This is a genomic window from Streptomyces sp. NPDC014727 (assembly GCF_043083485.1).
Taxonomy (GTDB): domain Bacteria; phylum Actinomycetota; class Actinomycetes; order Streptomycetales; family Streptomycetaceae; genus Streptomyces.
Window position 1 is genome coordinate 40337 of the sequence record NZ_JBIBYR010000005.1, and the last position, 19348, is coordinate 59684.

Consider the following 19348-nt stretch of genomic DNA (forward strand, 5'->3'; position numbering starts at 1 on the left):
TCGAGGGTTCCCCAGGGTCGCTCACCAGACCAGGACCCCGCCGCCCACCGCTCGGGCCCGCAGGGCGGCGGCGGTGATGTTGGAGAGCCGGGCCACCACGTAGTCCTCCCGGTAGGCGCTGTGCGAGGCCAGCACCGCCGTGTGCCGGTGGAGCAGCTTGCACTCGGCGAGGAAGGCTTCGATGTCCGCGGGCTCCACATGCAGATCGCCCGTGGCCAGCTCCAGGAAGAACCGGGCGCCGAGCGCCCGCGCCGCCTCGGAACCCCACAGCTTGGTACGGCAGTTCTCGAAACCGGCCATGTCGCTGCCGTCCTCCGGGTCGTCGAGAAGATGGCACTCCCCCTGCTCGTCAAGGACGAAGGTGTGCACCAGAAGCGTCATGCCCCGAACTCCCCCCGGCAGCCGTCGAGCCCTTCGACGGTGACGTCGACGTCCCGGTGCTCCTCCCAGCGGTCCCGGTCCAGCCGCAGCCGCTGCAGAGTGACGGGCGCACCCCGTACCGCGGCGACCTCCAGTCCGTCCGGCAGATATCCGAGTCGCCGCGAAACGCCCAGCGAGCGCGGGTTGTCGGTCATGGCGGCCGAGACGGCGGTCCGGGCGCCGAGTCCGGCGAAGGCCAGATGCAGGGCGGCGGCCCGCATCTCGGTGCCGATGCCCCGGCCCTGATGAGCGCGACCCAGCCACGATCCGGTGCTCACCTCACCAGTCACGGCGAAGTCCTTCGCCATCACGTCCTGCCGCCCGACCACCTTCCCCTCGTACAGCACGGCGAGGCTCAACGCCCAGTTCCGCACGGACCAGTCGGCGACGGTGGCCAGCACGTGCTGGAACACGACCTTCCCGCGCTCGGCCGGCGGCGCGTCGGTCCAGGGAACGGTGAACGGCATATCCGCCGGCGGGTGCACCCCTGCGACGGCGACCGACGCGAGGTCGTCCAGCAACTCAAGGTCCGGAAGGCGCAGTTCCAGACGCGGCGTGCGGATACGGAGACCGTACAGGGGCCAGTGTTGCGGCTTCATGTACGGACTCTGCCGTTCGGGTCGCGCCCTGTCGAACGAATTGCGCCCCCCGCCGCGATGGTCGGGCCGAACCGGCCCGGTAGGGTAGGAACCTTCGGTCGGCGCAAGCCCCGGAGCCCCGAAGGCGAACGCCCATGACACAGCCCGCCCCGCACCCCGCCCGACTTCGCCTCGATGCCGCGCTGGGCGGCCTGAGCGCCACCTTCCGAGGGATGACCGCTCGCCCCGACGAGCACAACTGCGAGTGCCACTGGGGCAGCGCACAGGAGCTTGCCCAGCTCAAGGTGGCGGACAAGGAACTGGACCCCGACCTCCTGCAACGCACCTGGCGGGCTCCCGACTGGAGCGACCACCCCTCCGTGCTGCGCCGCATCCTGCCCCAGTTCGCCCGGACCCTCGTCGGCGGCCGCATCGAGCCGTTCTTCGGTATGGACGACGGCGGCCGGTCGTTCGCTCGCGGCCACTGGCAGCAGTGGCCCGACGAGCAGGCCGCAGCGGTGTGGGAATTCCTCCAGGCCTGGTGGTCCCACACGCTCACCGATCCGGCCCCCGCCGTCCCCGCCCACGAACTCCTCGCACTGAACGTCGAGGCGTCCGGCACGCTCGGCCCGTGGCTCGCCCACTGGGAGTCGCTGACCGGCGCCCCGGCCGACCAGCACCTCGCCGAAGCCGCCGCCCACTGGGAGCGAGACCTACTCGGCGACGAACTTCCTTGGGGTGTATGGGAGAACGAGGGCGAGAAGTGCGCTGAGCTGACGGCTTGGCTGGTCGGCCACGCCCAGGCTCGGCTCGCCGCCCATGGCGCATCCGACGAACTGCTCCACCGGATACGACTGCTCGGCCTCACCGGTCCCCGCCGCTGGGAGGACCCGCACTGGCCCGGGTATCGCTACTGAGGCGCTGTACTCAACGGCCGGTTTCCGTTGTGCCCGCCGTGAGCCGGCTCGTGAAGCCCGCGCGGCACAACCGCTCGTACGCCGCCGTGACCTCGTTGGGGACCGGATCGGCGATCATGAAGCCTTGGGCGGGGTAGACCATGAGACGTTGCAGCGCGCCGACGAGCATGTCGATCACCAGGCGGTCGTCCTGGATGGAGGCCACGTACTCCTCGAACGTCATCGGGCTCGACGCGCTCACGAACTCGACGCCCGGCCACAGCTTGCGCGCCGTGGCGTGGGCGCGGCGTTCCTCGTACGGCTTGCTGATCAGCAGTACGGACGAGACGTCGGCGCCCGACTCTTCGAGCAGAGCCCGCGAGAAGCGGATGTTCTCTCCCGTGTTGCGGGCGCGCGGTTCCACGAGCACGGCACTGTCCGGAACACCGAGCTCAAGCACCCGCTCCCGGTAGTGGACGGCTTCACCACGGGGCATGCGCTCACGTGTGGTGCGGCTGGTCGCGCCGGTGAAGACGATGAGCGGCATCATGCCGCGCCGGTAGAGATCCGCCGCCGTGTCGGCCACGCCGAGGTCGTGACTTCCCAGTCCGACCGCCACCGAGCAGGGGCGCGGATCATGGTGCATCAGGTGGTGGCTCCAGAGGAGCCGGGCATCGGCCCACGCCTGTGCCGAGATCACGACACTTCGCCTCTGTCCTGTGCCGAGTCCGGAACCTTGAAGTCGTAAGCCCATCTGAAGCGGGAGGCGGCGTGCACGCCTATGGCGAATTCGACCACTGTGCCATCCGAGGTGAAGGAGGTTCGGTGAAGTTCGACGACCGGCTCGCCGCTGGGCAGGAGGAGAAGCTTCATCTCCTCGGATGTGGGGATGCGGGCGAACAACTCTTCCCTCATGTGGTCGATCTCGTAACCCGCGTCGTACAGCACTCGAAAGCCGCCACCTCGACCGGCGGGGCCCGGGGTCGGGTCGATGATGAGAGTGCCCTCCACGTGCTCGGGCCGGTAGTAACTCGTCAAGGTATGGGTGGGGTGCCCGTCCTCCTTCACGAGCCGGGCTCGGGCGTAGACCTCGGCATCAGCCGACAGGCCAAGGGCGGCGGCAACGGAGGGTGGGGCCTGAACGCGGTCGACTGACTGTGTCTGATCGCCTCGGCGGTATGCGCGTCCCGAGGCGACGCGGTCGGCGATGAATGCCACCTCATCGCTGTCGCGCCATTTGGCCTTGTCGTACCGCTCGATGCCGAGCCTTTTGAGGGGAACCAGTGGCCGCACAATCGTGCCGTGCCCGCGTGACGAGGTGACGAGACCTTCAGACTCCAGTGCCTTGTACGCCGCGTGCACTGTGGACTTGGAGCCCTCGCCTGCCGCGACGAGGTCCCTGATGTGCGGCAATTGCTGCCCTGGTGCGTAGTCGCCGTTCCTGATCTTGTCGGCCAGTTTCTCCGCAAGCTCTCGCCACTTGGGCGCCATGCGTCGCTCCTCTCCTCAGGAAGCAGTGAAGCACAGTCCCGAGACTGTTGACAGTCCCGAGACTGTTGACAGTCCTGGGACTGCCGGACATTCTTGTTGTTAAGTAGTCGTAGTCCTAGGACTGAATAAAGGCGGGGCTGAGATATGGCTGGCAGCAGCAAGGCACGGCGAAACCTGTCCCGGCTGACGGGCGAACTCGCTACGGACGGTGTCCTTATCGTCCCGAAGGCCGACCCCGGTGCGGACGGCGCGGATCTCGTGCCCGGTGCCGCGCTTCGATGGCCGCCGTGTGAGTGCGGGCACTCGTTGTGCCCCGACTACGTGGCTCCGGAGAACGAGGCATGAGGCTCCGCCCGGTTCAGGAAGAGCTCCGCATCGGCATGGTCGTCTTCGACCGGTCCCACGACATGGTGGGTGTGGTGGATGGACTCGTCGGCCCAGTTGTCAGGTTGTCGCGGGCCTGAAGAGGTGAGCCGCAGATCGGACGGAGACGGCATGCCGACGGGGCGGGCCCGGAACCCGGACCCGCCCCGTACACTGCCCGTACGTCAGGCCGGCAGTCCCAGCTCCCGGGCGATCAGCATCCGCTGCACCTCGCTCGTGCCCTCGCCGATCTCCAGGATCTTGGAGTCGCGCCACATCCTGGCCACCGGGTACTCGTTCATGAAGCCGTAGCCGCCGTGGATCTGGGTCGCCTCGCGGGCGTTGTCCACCGCGACCGTCGACGAGTACAGCTTCGCGATGGCCGCCTCCTTCTTGAACGGTTCGCCCGCCACCAGGCGCGAGGCCGCGTCACGCCAGCCGACCCGGGCCATGTGCGCCCGCGTCTCCATGTCCGCGATCTTGAACTGGATGGCCTGGTTGGCGCCGATCGGCCTTCCGAAGGCGTGGCGCTCCTTGGCGTACTTCACCGACTCGTCCACACACCCCTGTGCCAGGCCCGTGGACAGCGCGGCGATGGCGATCCGGCCCTCGTCCAGGATGCGCAGGAACTGGGCGTAGCCGCGCCCCTCCTGCCCCAGCAGGTTCCCCAGGGGCACGCGGACGTCGGAGAAGGACAGCTCGCGGGTGTCCGAGGCGTTCCAGCCGACCTTGGAGTACGGGGCGGCGACCGTGAAGCCGGGGGTGCCGGACGGCACGATGATGCAGGAGATCAGCGGGGCGCCGTTCTCCTTGCGGCCGGTCACCGCCGTGACCGTGACGAGTTCCGTGATGTCCGTGCCGGAGTTGGTGATGAAGCACTTGGAGCCGTTGATCACCCACTCGCCCGTCGCCTCGTCGCGCACCGCCGTCGTGCGGGTGCCGCCCGCGTCGGAACCGGCGTCCGGCTCGGTCAGGCCGAACGCGCCCAGAGCCTCGCCCGAGCAGAGTTTCGGCAGCCACTGCCGCTTCTGCTCCTCCGTGCCGTAGTGGTACACGGGCATCGCCCCGAGCGAGACCCCGGCCTCCAGCGTGATCGCCACGGACGAGTCGACGCGGGCCAGTTCCTCCAGGGCGATCCCGAGGGCGAGATAGTCGCCGCCCATGCCGCCGTACTCCTCGGGGAACGGCAGCCCGAACAGGCCCATCCGTCCCATCTCCCGCACGATCTCGTACGGGAATTCATGGCGCTCGTAGAAGTCGCCGATCTTCGGGGCGATCACATCGTGCGCGAACTCCTCGACGGTGCGTCGCAGTTCCTCGTGCTCGGCGGTCAGCCGGTGGTCCAGGGACATGGCAGTGTCACTCCTTGTGGGACTGGGGGGACCGCACCGAGAGCGCGCGGACGGTACGGGACGGGCTGGGTCGGCCCAGCTGTTCGGCGAGCCACACGCTGGTGGCGATGAGCGCGTCGAGGTCGACCCCGGTTTCGATGCCGAGGCCGTCGAGCATCCACACGAGGTCTTCGGTGGCGAGGTTTCCGGTCGCGCTCTTCGCGTACGGGCAGCCGCCGAGGCCGCCCGCGGAGGCATCCACGGTGGTCACACCGTGCTGGAGCGCGGCGAGGGTGTTGGAGAGGGCCTGACCGTACGTGTCGTGGAAGTGCACGCCGATGGTGTCGGTGGGCACGCCCTCCTCGTTCAACCGGGAGAGCAGGACCTGCACATGGCCGGGGGTGGCGACGCCGATGGTGTCGCCGAGGGAGAGTTCGTCGCAGCCGAGGTCCATCAGCGCCTTGGCGACCCGGACGACCTGGTGGACGGGGACGGGCCCCTCCCACGGGTCGCCGAAGCACATCGACAGATAGCCGCGGACATGCACCTTGTCGGCCTTGGCCCGTGCGACGACCGGTTCGAACATGGCGAGCGACTCGTCGACGGTGCGGTTGAGATTGCGGGCGGCGAACGTCTCGGTCGCCGAGCCGAACACGGCGATGCGGCGGGCGCCGAGCGCGAGCGCCCGGTCCAGTCCGCGTTCGTTCGGTACGAGTACGGGCAGGGCGACCTCCCCGATGTCTCCCAGACGTGGGAACAGCTCTTCCGCGTCGGCCAGTTGGGGCACCCACTTCGGGTGCACGAAGCTGGTCGCCTCGATGGTGGTCAGGCCCGACGCGGCGAGGCGGTGGATGAACTCCGCCTTCACTTCGGTCGGCACGACCGCCTTCTCGTTCTGCAGCCCGTCACGGGCGCCGACCTCGTGGACGCGCACCCGTGGGGGCAGGTCCTGGGCGGGCACGGTCATGGGCAGGGTGCGGGGTGTCATGCGTCCTCCCCGGGAGCTCCGGCGGGTGCCACCACGGCCAGGACCTGGTCCATGGCGACCGTGGCACCGGCGATGACATCGAGCTCGGTCACGGTCCCGGCGTGCGGGGCGGAGATGACGTGTTCCATCTTCATCGCCTCGACGACGAGCAGGCTCTGACCGGCCACGACCTCGTCCCCGACCGCCACCTTCACGACGGTGACGGTGCCGGGCATGGGCGCGGCGAGCGTGTCCGCCCCGGAACGGGCGGCACCGGCCAGCGCCGCCTCCACCGGGTCGTGGTCCTGGACGTGCCAGGTGTCGCCGTCGCGGCCCAGCCAGGTCCCCTCCGAAGAGGCCGCGTGGGCGAACGTGTGGGTGACACCGGCGAGTTCGATGACGATCCGGTGCGCGGTCAGCTCCACCGTCTTCGCCGTCTCCCTGCCGCCGGGCATCGGGGCCAGCGGACCGCAGGCGCCCGTCGCGGGCTCCGGCGGCTGTGCGCCCTCTCCGACATGGCCGAACGTCAGATCGGTGCCCGCCGGGCAGGTGCGCAGCGAGACCTGGACGGGGTCGTGGCCCGGCAGCCGGAAGTGGCGCACCGTGAAGGCCGGGGTGCCGCCCAGCCGCCAGCCGCTCGCCACCGAGAACGGGTCCACCCAGGCCGCGGCGGGCTCGGACGCCGGTACGCCCTGCCGCAGCAGTGCCGCCGCCGCGTAGACCTCCTCGGGCACCCCCTCCGGCACCAGCCCGTCGACCTCGCGCTCCACCAGACCGGTGTCCAGATCGCCGGCCACCACGGCCGGGTGGGCGAGCAGCCGGCGCAGGAAGCCCGCGTTCGTCGGGACGCCGAGGATCACCGTGTCCGCGAGCGCCGCACGCAGCCGGCGCAGGGCGGCGGCGCGGTCGGGGCCGTACGCGATGACCTTCGACAGCATCGGGTCGTAGAGGCTGCCGACCTCGCCGCCCGCGCCGAGCCCGGAGTCCGTCCGTACGCCGTTGCCCTGCGGCTCGTGCAGCGCGAGCACCGTGCCGCCGGACGGCAGGAATCCGCGGGACGGGTCCTCCGCGCAGATCCGGGCCTCGATCGCGTGACCGGTGAGCCCGATGTCCTGCTGCGCGTAGGGGAGTCGCTCGCCCGCCGCGACCCTGAGCTGCCACTCCACCAGGTCGAGGCCGGTGATCAGCTCGGTGACCGGGTGCTCGACCTGGAGGCGGGTGTTCATCTCCATGAAGTAGTACGAGGCGGGGTCGTTGCCCGGGACGATGAACTCCACCGTGCCCGCGCCCACGTATCCGCAGCTGCGGGCCGCCTGGACGGCCGCCGCGCCCATCGCCGCCCGGGTCTCCTCGTCGAGCAGGACGGACGGCGCCTCCTCGATGATCTTCTGGTGGCGGCGCTGGAGCGAGCACTCGCGCTCACCGAGGTGGACCACGTTGCCGTGGGTGTCCGCCAGGACCTGGATCTCGATGTGCCGGGGCCGGTCGATCCACCGCTCCACGAGCAGCGTGTCGTCGCCGAACGAGGCCCGTGCCTCACGCCGGGCGGCGGCGATCTCGTCCGCGAGCAGCGTCGCGTCGCGCACCAGCCGCATGCCCTTGCCGCCGCCGCCCGCCGAGGGCTTCAGCAGCACCGGTGTCCCGATCTCACGGGCGGCGTCGCCCAGCTGGGCATCGCTGAGCCCGCTCCCCGACGAGCCGGGCACCACCGGCACCCCGGCCGCCGCGACCGTCTCCTTGGCCCGGATCTTGTCGCCCATCAGCGAGATGGCGTCGGCGGGCGGACCGATGAACACCAGCCCCGCCTCCGCGCACGCCCGCGCGAAGCCCGCGTTCTCGGCGAGGAACCCGTACCCGGGATGGACGGCCTGCGCGCCGCTGCGACGGGCGGCGTCCAGCAGCGCGGGCACGCTCAGATAGCTCATCGAGGCGGGCGCGGGCCCGATCCGTACCGCCGTGTCGGCCTCCCGTACATGCCGGGCGCCCGCGTCCGCGTCGCTGAAGACGGCGACCGAGCGGACGCCGAGCTCGCGCAGCGTACGGATGACACGTACCGCGATCTCGCCGCGGTTGGCGACAAGAACGGTGTCGAACATCGTCATCTGTTCCTCACATCCGGAAGACGCCGAAGCCGGGCGCCGCAGGGTCCTTCTGGGGGAGTGGGGCGTTGGCGCACGCGGTCAGGGCGAGCCCCAGCACCTGCCGGGTCTCCATCGGGTCGATCACACCGTCGTCCCAGAGCCGGGCCGTGGCGTAGTACGCGTTGCCCTGGGTCTCGTACTGCTCGCGGATCGGGGCCTTGAAGGCCTCCTCGTCCGCCGTGCTCCAGTCGTCGCCCAGCTGGTCGCGCTTGACCGTCGCGAGGACGGACGCGGCCTGCTCGCCGCCCATGACGGAGATCTTCGCGTTCGGCCACATCCACAGGAAGCGCGGCGAGTAGGCCCGCCCGCACATCGAGTAGTTGCCGGCTCCGTAGGAACCGCCGACCACCACCGTCAGCTTCGGCACACGGGTGCAGGCGACCGCCGTCACCATCTTGGCGCCGTGCTTGGCGATGCCGCCCGCCTCGTAGTCGCGCCCCACCATGAAGCCCGAGATGTTCTGCAGGAAGACCAGCGGAATGCCGCGCTGGTCGCACAGCTCGATGAAGTGGGCGCCCTTCTGGGCGGACTCGGAGAACAGGATGCCGTTGTTGGCGACGATGCCGACGGGGTGGCCGTGGATGTGGGCGAAGCCGGTGATCAGCGTCGTCCCGTACTCCGCCTTGAACTCGGCGAACCGCGAGCCGTCCACCACCCGGGCGATCACCTCCCGTACGTCGTACGGCGTCCGGGAATCGACCGGGACGGCCCCGTACAGCCCGGCGGGATCGACCTTCGGCTCCTCGGCCGGCCGCACCGGCCACGGAAGCGTCCCGCGCTCCGGCAGCGTGGCCACGATGTTCCGCACGATCCGCAGCGCGTGCGCGTCGTCCTCGGCGAGGTGGTCGGTCACCCCCGACGTACGGGAGTGCACCTCGCCGCCGCCCAGCTCCTCGGCCGTCACGACCTCGCCGGTCGCGGCCTTCACCAGCGGCGGACCGCCCAGGAAGATCGTGCCCTGGTTCCGTACGATCACGGCCTCGTCGCTCATCGCGGGGACGTACGCCCCGCCCGCCGTGCACGACCCCAGCACCGCCGCGATCTGCGGGATCCCGGCCCCCGACATCCGGGCCTGGTTGTAGAAGATCCGCCCGAAGTGCTCCCGGTCCGGGAAGACCTCGTCCTGCATCGGGAGGAAGGCCCCGCCCGAGTCGACGAGATACAGACAGGGCAGCCGGTTCTCCAGGGCCACCTCCTGGGCGCGGAGGTGCTTCTTCACGGTCATCGGGTAGTACGTGCCGCCCTTGACGGTGGCGTCATTGGCGACGATCACGCACTCCCGCCCGCTGACCCGGCCGATCCCCGCGATCACCCCGGCCGCCGGGGCGGCGCCCCCGTACAGCCCCTCGGCCGCCAGTGGGGCCAGCTCCAGGAACGGCGACCCCGCGTCGAGCAGGGTGTCCACCCGGTCCCTGGGCAGCAGCTTGCCGCGCGCCACATGCCGGGCGCGGGCCCTCTCACCCCCGCCGAGCCTGGCCGTGGCGAGCCGCTTGCGCAGCTCGTCGGCGAGCGCGTGATGCGCCGCCTCGTTGGCCTGCCAGGCCTCGGAGGCGGGATCGGCCGCGCTCGCCAGCACCGGTGCCTGCTGCATCGTGTCGAGCCCCCTTGCCCGTACCGCAGTGGTTAATGAGCGTTAACGTCTTCCTTCAGGTTAACGACCGCTAACCCGCCTGTCTAGAATCGAATCCATGACCACCAGGACCGACGCCCCCACCCGCCGCGAGCAGATCCTCAAGGAGGCCGCCCGCCTCTTCGCCGAGCGCGGCTTCCACGGCGTCGGCGTCGACGAGATAGGAGCCGCCGTCGGGATCAGTGGCCCCGGCCTCTACCGGCACTTCCCCGGCAAGGACGCGATGCTCGCCGAGCTGCTGGTCGGCATCAGCGAGCGGCTGCTGGCGGGCGGGCGGCTGCGCGTGTCCGAGGACGCGGCCTGTGGGGACGGCTCCCCGAAGGCCCTGCTCGACGCGCTCATCGAGGGGCACATCGACTTCGCCCTCGACGACCGCCCCCTGATCACCCTCCACGACCGCGAGCTGGACCGCCTCCGGGAGGCCGACCGCAAGCGGGTCCGCCAGCTCCAGCGGCAGTACGTCGAGGTGTGGGTGGAGGTGGTCCGCGAGCTGTATCCGGAGCTGCCCGAGCACGAGGCCCGCGCCGCCGTCCACGCCGTCTTCGGGCTCCTGAACTCGACCCCGCACCTGGGCCGCCCCGGCGCGCAGCCGGACCGCGCGGACACGGCGGCGCTGCTGCACCGGCTGGCGCGCGGGGCGTTCGAGGCGGCCGCGCGGGCGTAACGGTCTGGTGCGCGACAGCGAGCGGGCCCCGGCGGATGCGTCGTCATCCCCGCGCGGCACCGCTTCCGCCGGCCCTTTGAACATATGAATTGATGTAAAAGGGAGAAGCGGCTCCTCAAATTCTCCTTCCTTTTCCTCGGCGAGCTCCGCAGGTCGGAGTGTCGCGATGACCCTCAGGCATATGGTTTGAGCTGTCTCGCCCACGCCTGATGGGGAATTCAAATGAAAACATGTCAGGTTTCGGTCGTTGTCCCCTGCTTCAATGAGGACGAGGTGATCGAGGCATTTCACCGTGCACTGATCTCCGTCCTCGAACCGACGCGGCGGACCTTCGAGATCTGTTATGTCGACGACGGCAGCAGCGACCGCACCAGGCTCCGGATCGGATCGCTCGCCACCGCGGACCGACGGGTCCGCTACACCTCCTTCAGCCGCAATTTCGGCAAGGAGGCCGCCATGCTCGCGGGGCTGCGCATGTCCCGCGGCGACGCCGTCGTCCTCATGGACGCCGACCTCCAGCACCCGCCCGAACTGCTGCCCCGCATGCTGGAGCTGCGGCGGCGCGGCTACGACCAGGTCGTCGCGCGGCGGGACCGCACGGGCGAAGGCGCCCTGCGCACCGTTCTCAGCGCCGCCTACTACCGGGCGATGGGCCGGTGCATGGACGTCGAGGTCGTCGACGGCGAGGGCGACTTCAGGCTGCTGTCGCGCAACGCCGTGGACGCGGTGCTCGCGATGCCCGAGACCAACCGGTTCTCCAAGGGGATCTTCTCCTGGATCGGCTTCGACACCGTCAGCTTCACCTACCAGAACACCCAGCGTGCGGCGGGACACTCGAAGTGGGGCGGCCGACGGCTGTTCAACTACGGGATCGACGGACTGATCTCGTTCAACAGCCGCCCGCTGCGCCTGGCCATCCACGTCGGCCTCGCACTCGCGCTGGCCGCGCTGGGATACGCCCTGTGGATCATCGCCGAAGTCGCCCTGCACGGTGTCGGCGTGCCCGGCTACACCACCCTGCTGACGGCCGTCGTGGCGCTCGGCGGAATCCAGCTCGCCACGCTCGGCATCATCGGCGAGTACGTGGGACGCATCTACTACGAGGCGAAACGCCGCCCCCACTACGTGGTGCGCGAAACGGATGAATCCCCGCACGTCCCGCCGGTCGACATTCCGGCAGAGGTCCGTTCGGACCCGCCCGCCACCGGGGTCAGGAGGCCGCTCGCGGGGCGCACCGGATCGACCGCGATCGGGGCGTCCAGATTCCGTACCGTACGCCAGTTCATCGTTTTCGGGATGATCGGCGTCGTCAATACGGCGGTATATCTGGCCGTGTACGTCTCACTGAACACCTGGATTCCCTATCTTGCCGCGCACGTCATCGGATACGCGGTCAGCATCGTGGGATCGTTCCTGCTCAACTCGTACATCACCTGCCGTACGAAACCGACCTGGCAGGCCTTCGTCCGGTATCCCCTGTCGAGCGTCGTCAATCTCGTGCTCACCGGCGTTCTGCTCTACCTCGGCGTGAGTGGACTCGGCATGGACAAGAACATCGCCGCCGTGGCCGCGGGAATCCTCGCCACCCCCTTCTCGTTCCTGCTCGCCCGCTGGGCCATCGACTCGGGCGCCGCCCTGGCCCGGCAGAGCGCCGGCCCGGCCGAGAGCCCCGCCCGGCACCCCATCCCCTGAATCCGCACCCCCACCTCCCGCACCCCCACCTCCCGCACCCCCACCTCCCGCACCCCCACCTCCCGCACCCCCACCTCCCGCACCCCCACCTCCCGCACCCCCACCCCTGCATCCACACCGCCTGAACCTCTCGGCGCGCAAGACGCGAGCAACGTACGAAGGGCACCAGTGCACATGACCGCGGACACGTCCAAGACCGCTGACACACAGAAGCAGAGCGAGGAGTCCTCCCAGGAGGCCCGTCCGGGCCCAGCGCGACGCTGGGCGTCGATCTGGACGGTGGCCCTCACCCTGGTGCCGCTCACCCTGCTCGGCGCGGCCTTCTGGATCGGCCGCCTGGTCCGTCCGGGAGGGGACGACTGGTGCTTCCTCCCGGTCGTACGGGACGACGGCGCCTCCGGGATGATCGCGAAGTTCTTCCTCCACGACAACGGCCGGATCGCCAACGCCTTGCTGGTCATCGCGTACGGATCCTTCGGCGTCGCGGGCCATCGGTGGTTCGCCCTGGTCAGCGGGGTGCTCATGCTGGGCATCCTCTGGGCGCTGACCGCCTCCGCGCTCCGCAGGGCCCGACTGACCGCGCCGCGCGGTCTCGCGCTGCTGGTGGGCGCGATGATGGCAGTGGTCTTCTTCTTCGCGTCGCCCAACCCGTACAAGACGTTCTACTGGCCCGCCTCCTCCGTCTCGCACACCGTGTCACCGGTGCTGGCCTGCGCCGCCGTGATCCCGCTGCTGCGCGCACGGACCAGGCGGGGACGCGACTTCGCGGTGGGCATCGCCTTCGTGGTCGGCGTCTTCATCGGCATGCTGTCGGAGGAGACGGCGGTCGTCGCGTTCGTCGTGCTCACCGCCGCGCTGCTGCTCAGCCACTGGGTGGCTCCCGGTACCGGCCGGACCCACGCGCGCTTCTGGTGCGCGTTCGCCTTCGCCGGAGTGGCGGTCGGCTCGGCCATCCTGTACCTGTCGCCCGGCGCACGCACCCGGCGCGCACGGTTCGGCGCCGACAGCTCCTCCATGTTCGGCCCGGAGGCGCTGACCACGGGGCTGCGGGCGTTCGGGCACATCCTGGGGACGATCCTCACGACCTGGCAGTACGTGGGAGCGGTCGCCGTCGGCGTACTGCTGGGCCTGCTGGTGCGCGGCGCCGGACGGGGAACGGACGGGCCGGCCGGAGCCCTGCGCCGCAGGCCCTTCCTCCTGGTCCTCACCGGATGCCTCACCTTCCTGGTCTCCGGCTACCTCTGCACCGTCGTCGCCTACCCCGCCTTCGGGGCGAGCGTGGTGTACGCGTCCCGCGTCTGGGGCGACTTCCTCCTGCTGTACGTGATGCTCCTGGTCGGCATCGGCGCCCTGCTGGGACGCGCGCTGCGGGCCCGCGGACGGGGGATCCGTACGGCGACGGCCGTGGCCGCGGGCGCCGTATGCGCCCTGGCCTGCGTCGGCCTGGCGGTTCCGCTGCTCCACCTGGAGCGGCAGATGGACGTGCGCGCTCAGCGCTGGGACCGTCAGGACCACTTCCTGCGGACAGGGGCGGCGCGCGGTGCCCAGGTGCTTCCGTACACACCGGTGTCGGTCAGCGGAATGGGGGAGCCGTTCGGCAACCACGGCAAGAACCAGTGGCCGGCGCGGTGCGTCGCCCAGTACTACCACCTCAAGAAGATCACGTACTCGACCCGCCTTCCCTGAGCGGCCGGTCCGTCCGTCGCGCAAGACACCCGGCACACTGCGCACACCTGACGGCACAATGGGTTCATGCCGATACCCAGCCGTGCCGCCCTAGTCGAACACCTCGTCCGTACGCGTATCGCCGGAGACGTCGCCACACCCCGCGACAACAACCTCTCCCACTACCGCAAGCTCGCCAACGGCGACCGCCACTACTGGCTGGGTCTGGAACTGGGCGACCGGTGGCGCGACGAGCAGGACGTGCTGGCCGTGATGGCCGAGCGCTGCGGGGTCAGCGACGACCCGGAGCACCGGTTCGGGCAGGACACCATCGACCCGGAGCTGACGGTCGACGCCTTGGAGCGGATGGCGGCGCGGCTGCGGAAGGCGGCGGCGGGCAGGGAGCGGGTGCTGTTCGCGACGGGGCACCCGGGCGGGCTGCTCGACGTCCACCGGCAGACAGCCCAGGCGCTGCGGGCCGCCGGCTGCGAGATCGTACGGATTCCCTCGGGGCTGGTGGCCGACGAGGGCATGGTGTTCCAGTTCGCGGACGTCGCGGTGCAGGAGCGCGGCGCGACGCTCTGGCACACCCACTCGCCCGCCCCGATGGCCGCCGTCCTGGACGGTCTGGAGCGCGAGGGCCGGCCGGTGCCGGACCTGGTGGTCGCCGACCACGGCTGGGCGGGGTGCGCGGCGCAGCGCGGGCTGGACGCGGTGGGGTACGCGGACTGCAACGACCCGGCGCTGTTCCTCGGCGAGGCGGAGGGAACGCTCCAGGTGGCCGTTCCGCTGGACGACCATGTGCTGGACCCGCGGTTCTACGACCCGCTGACGGACTATCTGCTGGACGCGGCGGGGCTCATCTGACGCCGGCGGGTCCGACGCCGACCGGTCCGCGGTCGGCGTCGGGGGACGTGTCAGCCCCGGGGGACGCGGACCACGCCCTCCTGGATGACGGTGATCGCCAGCCGGCCGTCCTGCGTGTAGATACGGGCCTGGCCGAGCCCGCGCCCACCGGACGCGGACGGCGACTCCTGGTCGTACAGCAGCCATTCGTCGGCCCGGAACGGCCGGTGGAACCACATCGCGTGGTCCAGGCTCGCCCCGACCACGTCGCCGACCGTCCAGCCCCCGAGCCCATGGGCGAGGAGCACCGAGTCGAGCAGCGTCATGTCGGAGACGTACGTCGCCATGCAGACATGCAGCAACGGGTCGTCCGCGAGCTTGCCGTTGGTGCGGAACCACACCTGGGAGCGGGGTTCGCGCGGTTCGCCGACCGTGCCGAAGGGCGGGGCGTCCACGTACCGCAGGTCGACCGCGGCCCGCGCCTCGATCAGCCGGTCCACGACCCCCGCGTCGCTGAAGCGGTCCGCGTACCGGGGCAGCATCTGCGCGGCCGTGGGCAGGGTCTCCGGGTCCGGGGCGGGCGGCATGGCCGCCTGGTGCTCCAGGCCCTCCTCGTGCGTCTGGAACGACGCCGAGAGATGGAAGATCGGCTGGCCGTGCTGGACGGCGACGACCCGGCGGGTGGTGAAGGACCGGCCGTCCCGGATGCGGTCGACGCTGTAGACGATCGGCGCGCCGGGGTCGCCCATCCGCAGGAAGTAGGAGTGCAGGGAGTGGGCGGACGGTGTCTCCCCTGCTCGATCGGGGACGGTACGGCCGGCGGCCACCAGGGCCTGGGCCGCGACCTGGCCGCCGAAGACACGGGGGACGACCGCCGAGCGGCTCGTACCCCGGAAGATGTCCTGCTCGATCCGCTCCAGGTCGAGCAGATCGAGCAGGGAATCGAGTGCTGAGCTCATGGGGAGAACGTAACCGCTCTACAGGCCCATGGACTTGGCGATGATCGACTTCATGACCTCGCTGGTGCCGCCGTAGATGCGGTTGACCCGGTTGTCCGCGTAGAGACGGGCGATCGGGTACTCGTTCATGTAGCCGTAGCCGCCGTGCAGTTGGAGGCAGCGGTCGATCACGCGGTGCGCGACCTCGGTGCAGAACAGCTTCGCCGAGGCGGCCTCGGCGGCGGTCAGCTCACCGGCGTCGTGGGCCTCGATGGCGCGGTCGCAGACGGCCTCGGCGGCGTCCACCTCGGCCTGACAGGCGGCCAGCTCGAACTTGGTGTTCTGGAACGACGCGACGGTCTTGCCGAAGACGGTGCGCTCCTGCACGTAGCTCTGGGCGAACCGGACGGCGGCCTTGGCCTGGGCGTACGCGCCGACGGCGATGCCGAGGCGCTCCTGCGGCAGGTTCTGGCCGAGGTACGAGAAGCCCTTGTTCTCCTCGCCGAGGAGGTCCTCGACCGGCACCTTGACGTCGACGAACGCCAGCTCGGCGGTGTCGGAGGTGCGCAGTCCCAGCTTGTCGAGCTTGCGGCCGACCGAGTAGCCCTCGGCCTTGGTGTCGACGACGAGGAGGGAGATGCCGTGCCGGCGGTCGTCCGCCTTGGGCGCGTCCGTACGGGCGCAGACGATGACCCGGTCGGCGTGGACGCCACCGGTGATGAACGTCTTGGCGCCGTTGAGGATGTAGTGCGTGCCGTCCTCGGAGAGCTTGGCGGTGGTCTTCATGCCCGCCAGGTCGGAACCCGTGCCCGGCTCGGTCATGGCGATGGCGTACATCGTCCTGCCGCTGACGAAGTCCGGCAGCCAGCGCTTCTTCTGCTCCTCGGTGGCGTACGCCTTGATGTACGGCAGGCAGAGCAGGACGTGCACGCCGGAGCCGCCGAAGTTGACGGCCGCGCGGGCGCACTCCTCGGAGATGATCGCCTCGAACTTGAAGGACTCCACACCGGCGCCGCCGTACTCCTCCGGCACCTCGATGCCGAATATGCCCAGCTCGGCGAGCTTGTAGTAGAAGTCACGGGGCACCTGGCCCGCCGCGAACCACTCGTCGTAGACGGGGGCGACCTCGGCCTGGATGAAGGCGCGGATGGTCTCCCGGAACGCCTCGTGGTCCTCGTTGAATACCGTACGGCGCACGGGGGTGCCTCCTTGGTCAGCTTCGATCGGCTTCGGGTGAGCTTCAGGCGAGCTTCGGCCAGGCCGGCTAAGCGCTTGCTCAGTCCTGGTCAAAAGTTACCCGGCGGTCATCGACGCTGTCCAGGGTGATGCTCAGCACGCCCCGAGCCGATCTTCCGGCCGCGGACGCGCGGGAGCCCTCCCCGGCCATCGGCCGGGAAGGGCTCCCGTACGTTCTGCCCACTCCTGCCTACTGGGGCTTGAAGGAGCGGATCTGGTAGCTCCCCTGGAGGTTGCCGCCGCTTCCGGCGGGGGTGGATCCGACCCGGGAGTTGTAGTTGGTCTTGGTGTAGTACTGAACGCGGTGGCCGGTCCCGTTCCAGACGGAGCGGACGTTCTGGCCCCGCTGGATGAAGGAGCAGTCGTCGGCGGTGTTCGCCCGCTGCTTGTCCGACCACTGGCAGCGGGTGCCACCTCCGTTCCAGTCGCTGTAGATACAGAAGTAGCCGGGGCTGCAGCTGTAGGACGCCGCGGCGCTCTCGGTGGTGGCGGGCCCGGTCCCGGCGTTCTCGGCGGCTCCGGCCGCGGCGGGCCCGGAGCCGAGGCCCAGGGCCAGGGCGATCGAGGTGACGGCGAGCGCGGCGATGCGGTTCATGGCGAAATCCCTTCATTCCCATGTGTGACGAAGTGGGCACTCTCGGTGATCACCACCGTGGCACGGCTGTTACCGCAGAAGCCAGGGCGGAGGGAGGGGCGCCCGAAGCGTGGGTCACGGCTCGGGGCGCCCCTGTCTACACCGGCGCGCACGGTCGCCGTTCGCCTGCCCGGACTACGGGGTCATGGGGGCAGGCCTCACGGGATCACTGAGTCGGGATCACCGAGTGCGGTAGGCGTCGATGACGGTCTGGGTGAGGGTGTTCCTCTCGGTGTCGGTCAGCACGGCGCGCAAAGAGACGCCGGTGCCCGCGCTCGGGTTGTGGATCTCGACGGCGCCCCGCTCGACCGGGACCCGGGTCCACGAAGTGCCACCGTCCACGGACACCGAGACCGCCACCGAACGTACGCGTCCGTTCGCGGCGGCGCCCAGCACGGTGACCGGGACACGGAGCGTCTCGTTCGCCGGCGCGGTGCCGGTCGGGCTGAGTTCGGGCGAGAACCGCACGGCGCTCACCGGCACCGGGACCGGACCCCTCGTCGTGTCCGAGGTGAAGGTCCACGACGTGGTCACCCGCGTGGCGACGCCGGGCGCGCCGCCGCGCTTCACCGTGCTGGTGAGCCGGTACGCCGCGCGCCCCGGCGCCACGGTGAACCCGGCCTTTCCGGGGATGCCGGTCTTCGTCCCGACGCGCACGCCGTTGCGGTGCAGAGTGGTCGAAGCCGTGTCGTACGACGGTGACGACGGCACGTGGCCGTCGCCGTCGGCGAGCAGCGGGACATCGACGGCGAGCCGGTCGCCGTCGCGCACGACGCCGGGGCGGTCGGTGAGATCGGGGCCGAAGACGGCGTTGTCGAAGGTGTGGGTGGTCGTACTTCCGGCGCGTACGGCGATGCCGTTGGCGCTGTAGCGGTTCGATGCCGCGCCGGGCGCGGTGGGGGCCCAGTAGGTGATGTCCCAGGTGCCGCGTTCAGGCGTCACGAAATAGGTGGCGGTCGCGGGGGTCGGCAGGGTCCGGGAGACGCCGAGGGTCGGTCCGGCAGTGGGCTGCAGGTCGACGGTCGCCCGCCCCTCGGTGCCCGGCCGCGCCGCGCCGCGGATCCGCACAGTGGCCAGGTCCTTCGCGGCGGGGTGCCGGACGAGCCCGGTCAGGGCGCGGCTGCCGGTGAAGGTGTGGCCGAGCGCGTATCCGGCGGTCTCGGTGCTCCAGTAGGAGTCGAACCACTGCGCCACCGATCCGGGTTCGCTGTCGGGGCCCAGGTGCGCGACGCGCAGGTTCGGTGTGCCGTTGACGAGGTTGGCGGTCCGGACCGCGCCATCGTGCTTGACCTGGACGAACATCACGCTGTGCTGGAAACCTGCGGAGCGGTCGGGCGGAGTCACGTCCACAGGGGCGGTGGTCCGCGCGTCGACGGTGATGGTGGTGTCGTGGTCGAGGTCGAGGCGCGGCTGGACGACCCAGTCCGTGCCGTCCGCCGCCGTGCCGGTGGTCAGGGCACTGTCCAGGAGGTACCGGCCCTTGGGCAGACGCACGGTGGTCGTGCCGGAGGCGTCGTACGGCTGGACGGCCTCGTCGGCACCCGGCCCGGAGACTCCGGTGACGTGGGTGGTGTAGTCCGCTGTCTTGTGGCCGGTGCGGTCGAGGTGATTGATCGTGAGGGTGTACGTCGCCGGCTCCGCGGCGAAGGCGGCGGTGTTCCACGCGGGCGTCGTGCTGCCGACCAGGGCGACGGCGAGAGCGAGTGTCCGGAGCGCGCTCCGGCGGGATACGGAAGAACTGTTCATGACTTGCACTGCGCTGCCGGGCGTCGGTGTTCCCGTGAGCTGAGTCACACGGGAAGCGGGGCGTGACCCCGGCGCGGGCACGCGTGTGGCGCACGTCACCGGAACCGGCG

Annotated in this window: 17 protein-coding genes; 5 read left to right on the forward strand and 12 right to left on the reverse strand. The window is 70.5% G+C overall.

Annotation, left to right across the window (positions count from 1 at the left end; all coding sequences use genetic code 11):
- Positions 1-21 precede the first annotated feature (21 nt).
- Positions 22-381: a hypothetical protein gene (locus ACF1B9_RS10455; RefSeq protein ID WP_391741028.1), complete on the reverse strand. Its 360-nt coding sequence runs from the start codon at positions 379-381 to the stop codon at positions 22-24.
- Entirely contained in the window at positions 378-1019 is a 642-nt protein-coding gene (locus tag ACF1B9_RS10460) for a GNAT family N-acetyltransferase (RefSeq protein ID WP_391741027.1), read from the reverse strand. The genes ACF1B9_RS10455 and ACF1B9_RS10460 overlap by 4 nt, the downstream gene beginning before the upstream one ends.
- A 134-nt stretch (positions 1020-1153) precedes the next feature.
- Between ACF1B9_RS10460 and ACF1B9_RS10465 the strand changes: the two genes are divergently transcribed.
- The gene (locus ACF1B9_RS10465; protein WP_391741026.1) at positions 1154-1915 is read left to right on the forward strand and encodes a hypothetical protein; all 762 of its coding nucleotides are present in this window, start codon (positions 1154-1156) and stop codon (positions 1913-1915) included.
- Positions 1916-1925: 10 nt separating this feature from the next.
- Here the strand turns inward: ACF1B9_RS10465 and ACF1B9_RS10470 are convergent, their stop codons facing one another.
- The 6 genes from ACF1B9_RS10470 to ACF1B9_RS10495 all read right to left on the reverse strand — a co-directional run bounded on the left by ACF1B9_RS10470 (position 1926) and on the right by ACF1B9_RS10495 (position 9778).
- Positions 1926-2594: a YdcF family protein gene (locus tag ACF1B9_RS10470; RefSeq protein WP_391741025.1), complete on the reverse strand. Its 669-nt coding sequence runs from the start codon at positions 2592-2594 to the stop codon at positions 1926-1928.
- Positions 2591-3385 (reverse strand): GntR family transcriptional regulator, encoded by a 795-nt coding sequence (locus ACF1B9_RS10475; RefSeq protein WP_391741023.1) that lies wholly within the window; start codon positions 3383-3385, stop codon positions 2591-2593. The genes ACF1B9_RS10470 and ACF1B9_RS10475 overlap by 4 nt, the downstream gene beginning before the upstream one ends.
- A gap of 548 nt (positions 3386-3933) precedes the next feature.
- Positions 3934-5100, reverse strand: coding sequence for an acyl-CoA dehydrogenase family protein (locus ACF1B9_RS10480; protein ID WP_391741022.1), 1167 nt, complete (start codon positions 5098-5100; stop codon positions 3934-3936).
- A gap of 7 nt (positions 5101-5107) precedes the next feature.
- Positions 5108-6067: a hydroxymethylglutaryl-CoA lyase gene (locus ACF1B9_RS10485; RefSeq protein ID WP_391741021.1), complete on the reverse strand. Its 960-nt coding sequence runs from the start codon at positions 6065-6067 to the stop codon at positions 5108-5110.
- Positions 6064-8148, reverse strand: a complete 2085-nt coding sequence (locus tag ACF1B9_RS10490) for a biotin carboxylase N-terminal domain-containing protein (protein ID WP_391741019.1) — start codon at positions 8146-8148, stop codon at positions 6064-6066. The genes ACF1B9_RS10485 and ACF1B9_RS10490 overlap by 4 nt, the downstream gene beginning before the upstream one ends.
- Before the next feature lie 7 nt (positions 8149-8155).
- Positions 8156-9778 carry a carboxyl transferase domain-containing protein gene (locus ACF1B9_RS10495; RefSeq protein ID WP_376270262.1) on the reverse strand — a complete coding sequence of 541 codons (1623 nt, stop codon included), beginning with the start codon at positions 9776-9778 and terminating at the stop codon, positions 8156-8158.
- A 97-nt stretch (positions 9779-9875) separates the two neighbouring features.
- Here ACF1B9_RS10495 and ACF1B9_RS10500 point away from each other — a divergent pair, with 97 nt between their 5' ends.
- The 4 genes from ACF1B9_RS10500 (at position 9876) to ACF1B9_RS10515 (ending at position 14705) form a co-directional block, all read left to right on the forward strand.
- A complete protein-coding gene (locus tag ACF1B9_RS10500; RefSeq protein ID WP_391741018.1) occupies positions 9876-10481 on the forward strand; it encodes a TetR/AcrR family transcriptional regulator in 606 nt (201 codons plus the stop codon).
- Positions 10482-10703: 222 nt separating this feature from the next.
- Positions 10704-12173: a glycosyltransferase gene (locus ACF1B9_RS10505; RefSeq protein ID WP_391741016.1), complete on the forward strand. Its 1470-nt coding sequence runs from the start codon at positions 10704-10706 to the stop codon at positions 12171-12173.
- A 174-nt stretch (positions 12174-12347) separates the two neighbouring features.
- Positions 12348-13859, forward strand: coding sequence for a DUF6056 family protein (locus ACF1B9_RS10510; RefSeq protein WP_391741014.1), 1512 nt, complete (start codon positions 12348-12350; stop codon positions 13857-13859).
- A gap of 66 nt (positions 13860-13925) precedes the next feature.
- A complete protein-coding gene (locus ACF1B9_RS10515) occupies positions 13926-14705 on the forward strand; it encodes a phosphatase (RefSeq protein WP_391741012.1) in 780 nt (259 codons plus the stop codon).
- A gap of 50 nt (positions 14706-14755) precedes the next feature.
- Here the strand turns inward: ACF1B9_RS10515 and ACF1B9_RS10520 are convergent, their stop codons facing one another.
- The 4 genes from ACF1B9_RS10520 to ACF1B9_RS10535 form a co-directional block, all read right to left on the reverse strand.
- Positions 14756-15643, reverse strand: coding sequence for an acyl-CoA thioesterase (locus ACF1B9_RS10520; RefSeq protein ID WP_391741011.1), 888 nt, complete (start codon positions 15641-15643; stop codon positions 14756-14758).
- An 18-nt stretch (positions 15644-15661) separates the two neighbouring features.
- On the reverse strand, positions 15662-16819 hold the full coding sequence (locus ACF1B9_RS10525; RefSeq protein ID WP_391741010.1) for an acyl-CoA dehydrogenase family protein: 1158 nt from the start codon (positions 16817-16819) through the stop codon (positions 15662-15664).
- A 229-nt stretch (positions 16820-17048) separates the two neighbouring features.
- Positions 17049-17453 (reverse strand): peptidase inhibitor family I36 protein, encoded by a 405-nt coding sequence (locus ACF1B9_RS10530; protein WP_391741009.1) that lies wholly within the window; start codon positions 17451-17453, stop codon positions 17049-17051.
- 219 nt (positions 17454-17672) lie between these two features.
- Positions 17673-19238, reverse strand: a complete 1566-nt coding sequence (locus ACF1B9_RS10535; RefSeq protein ID WP_391741008.1) for a serine protease — start codon at positions 19236-19238, stop codon at positions 17673-17675.
- Positions 19239-19348 lie beyond the last annotated feature (110 nt).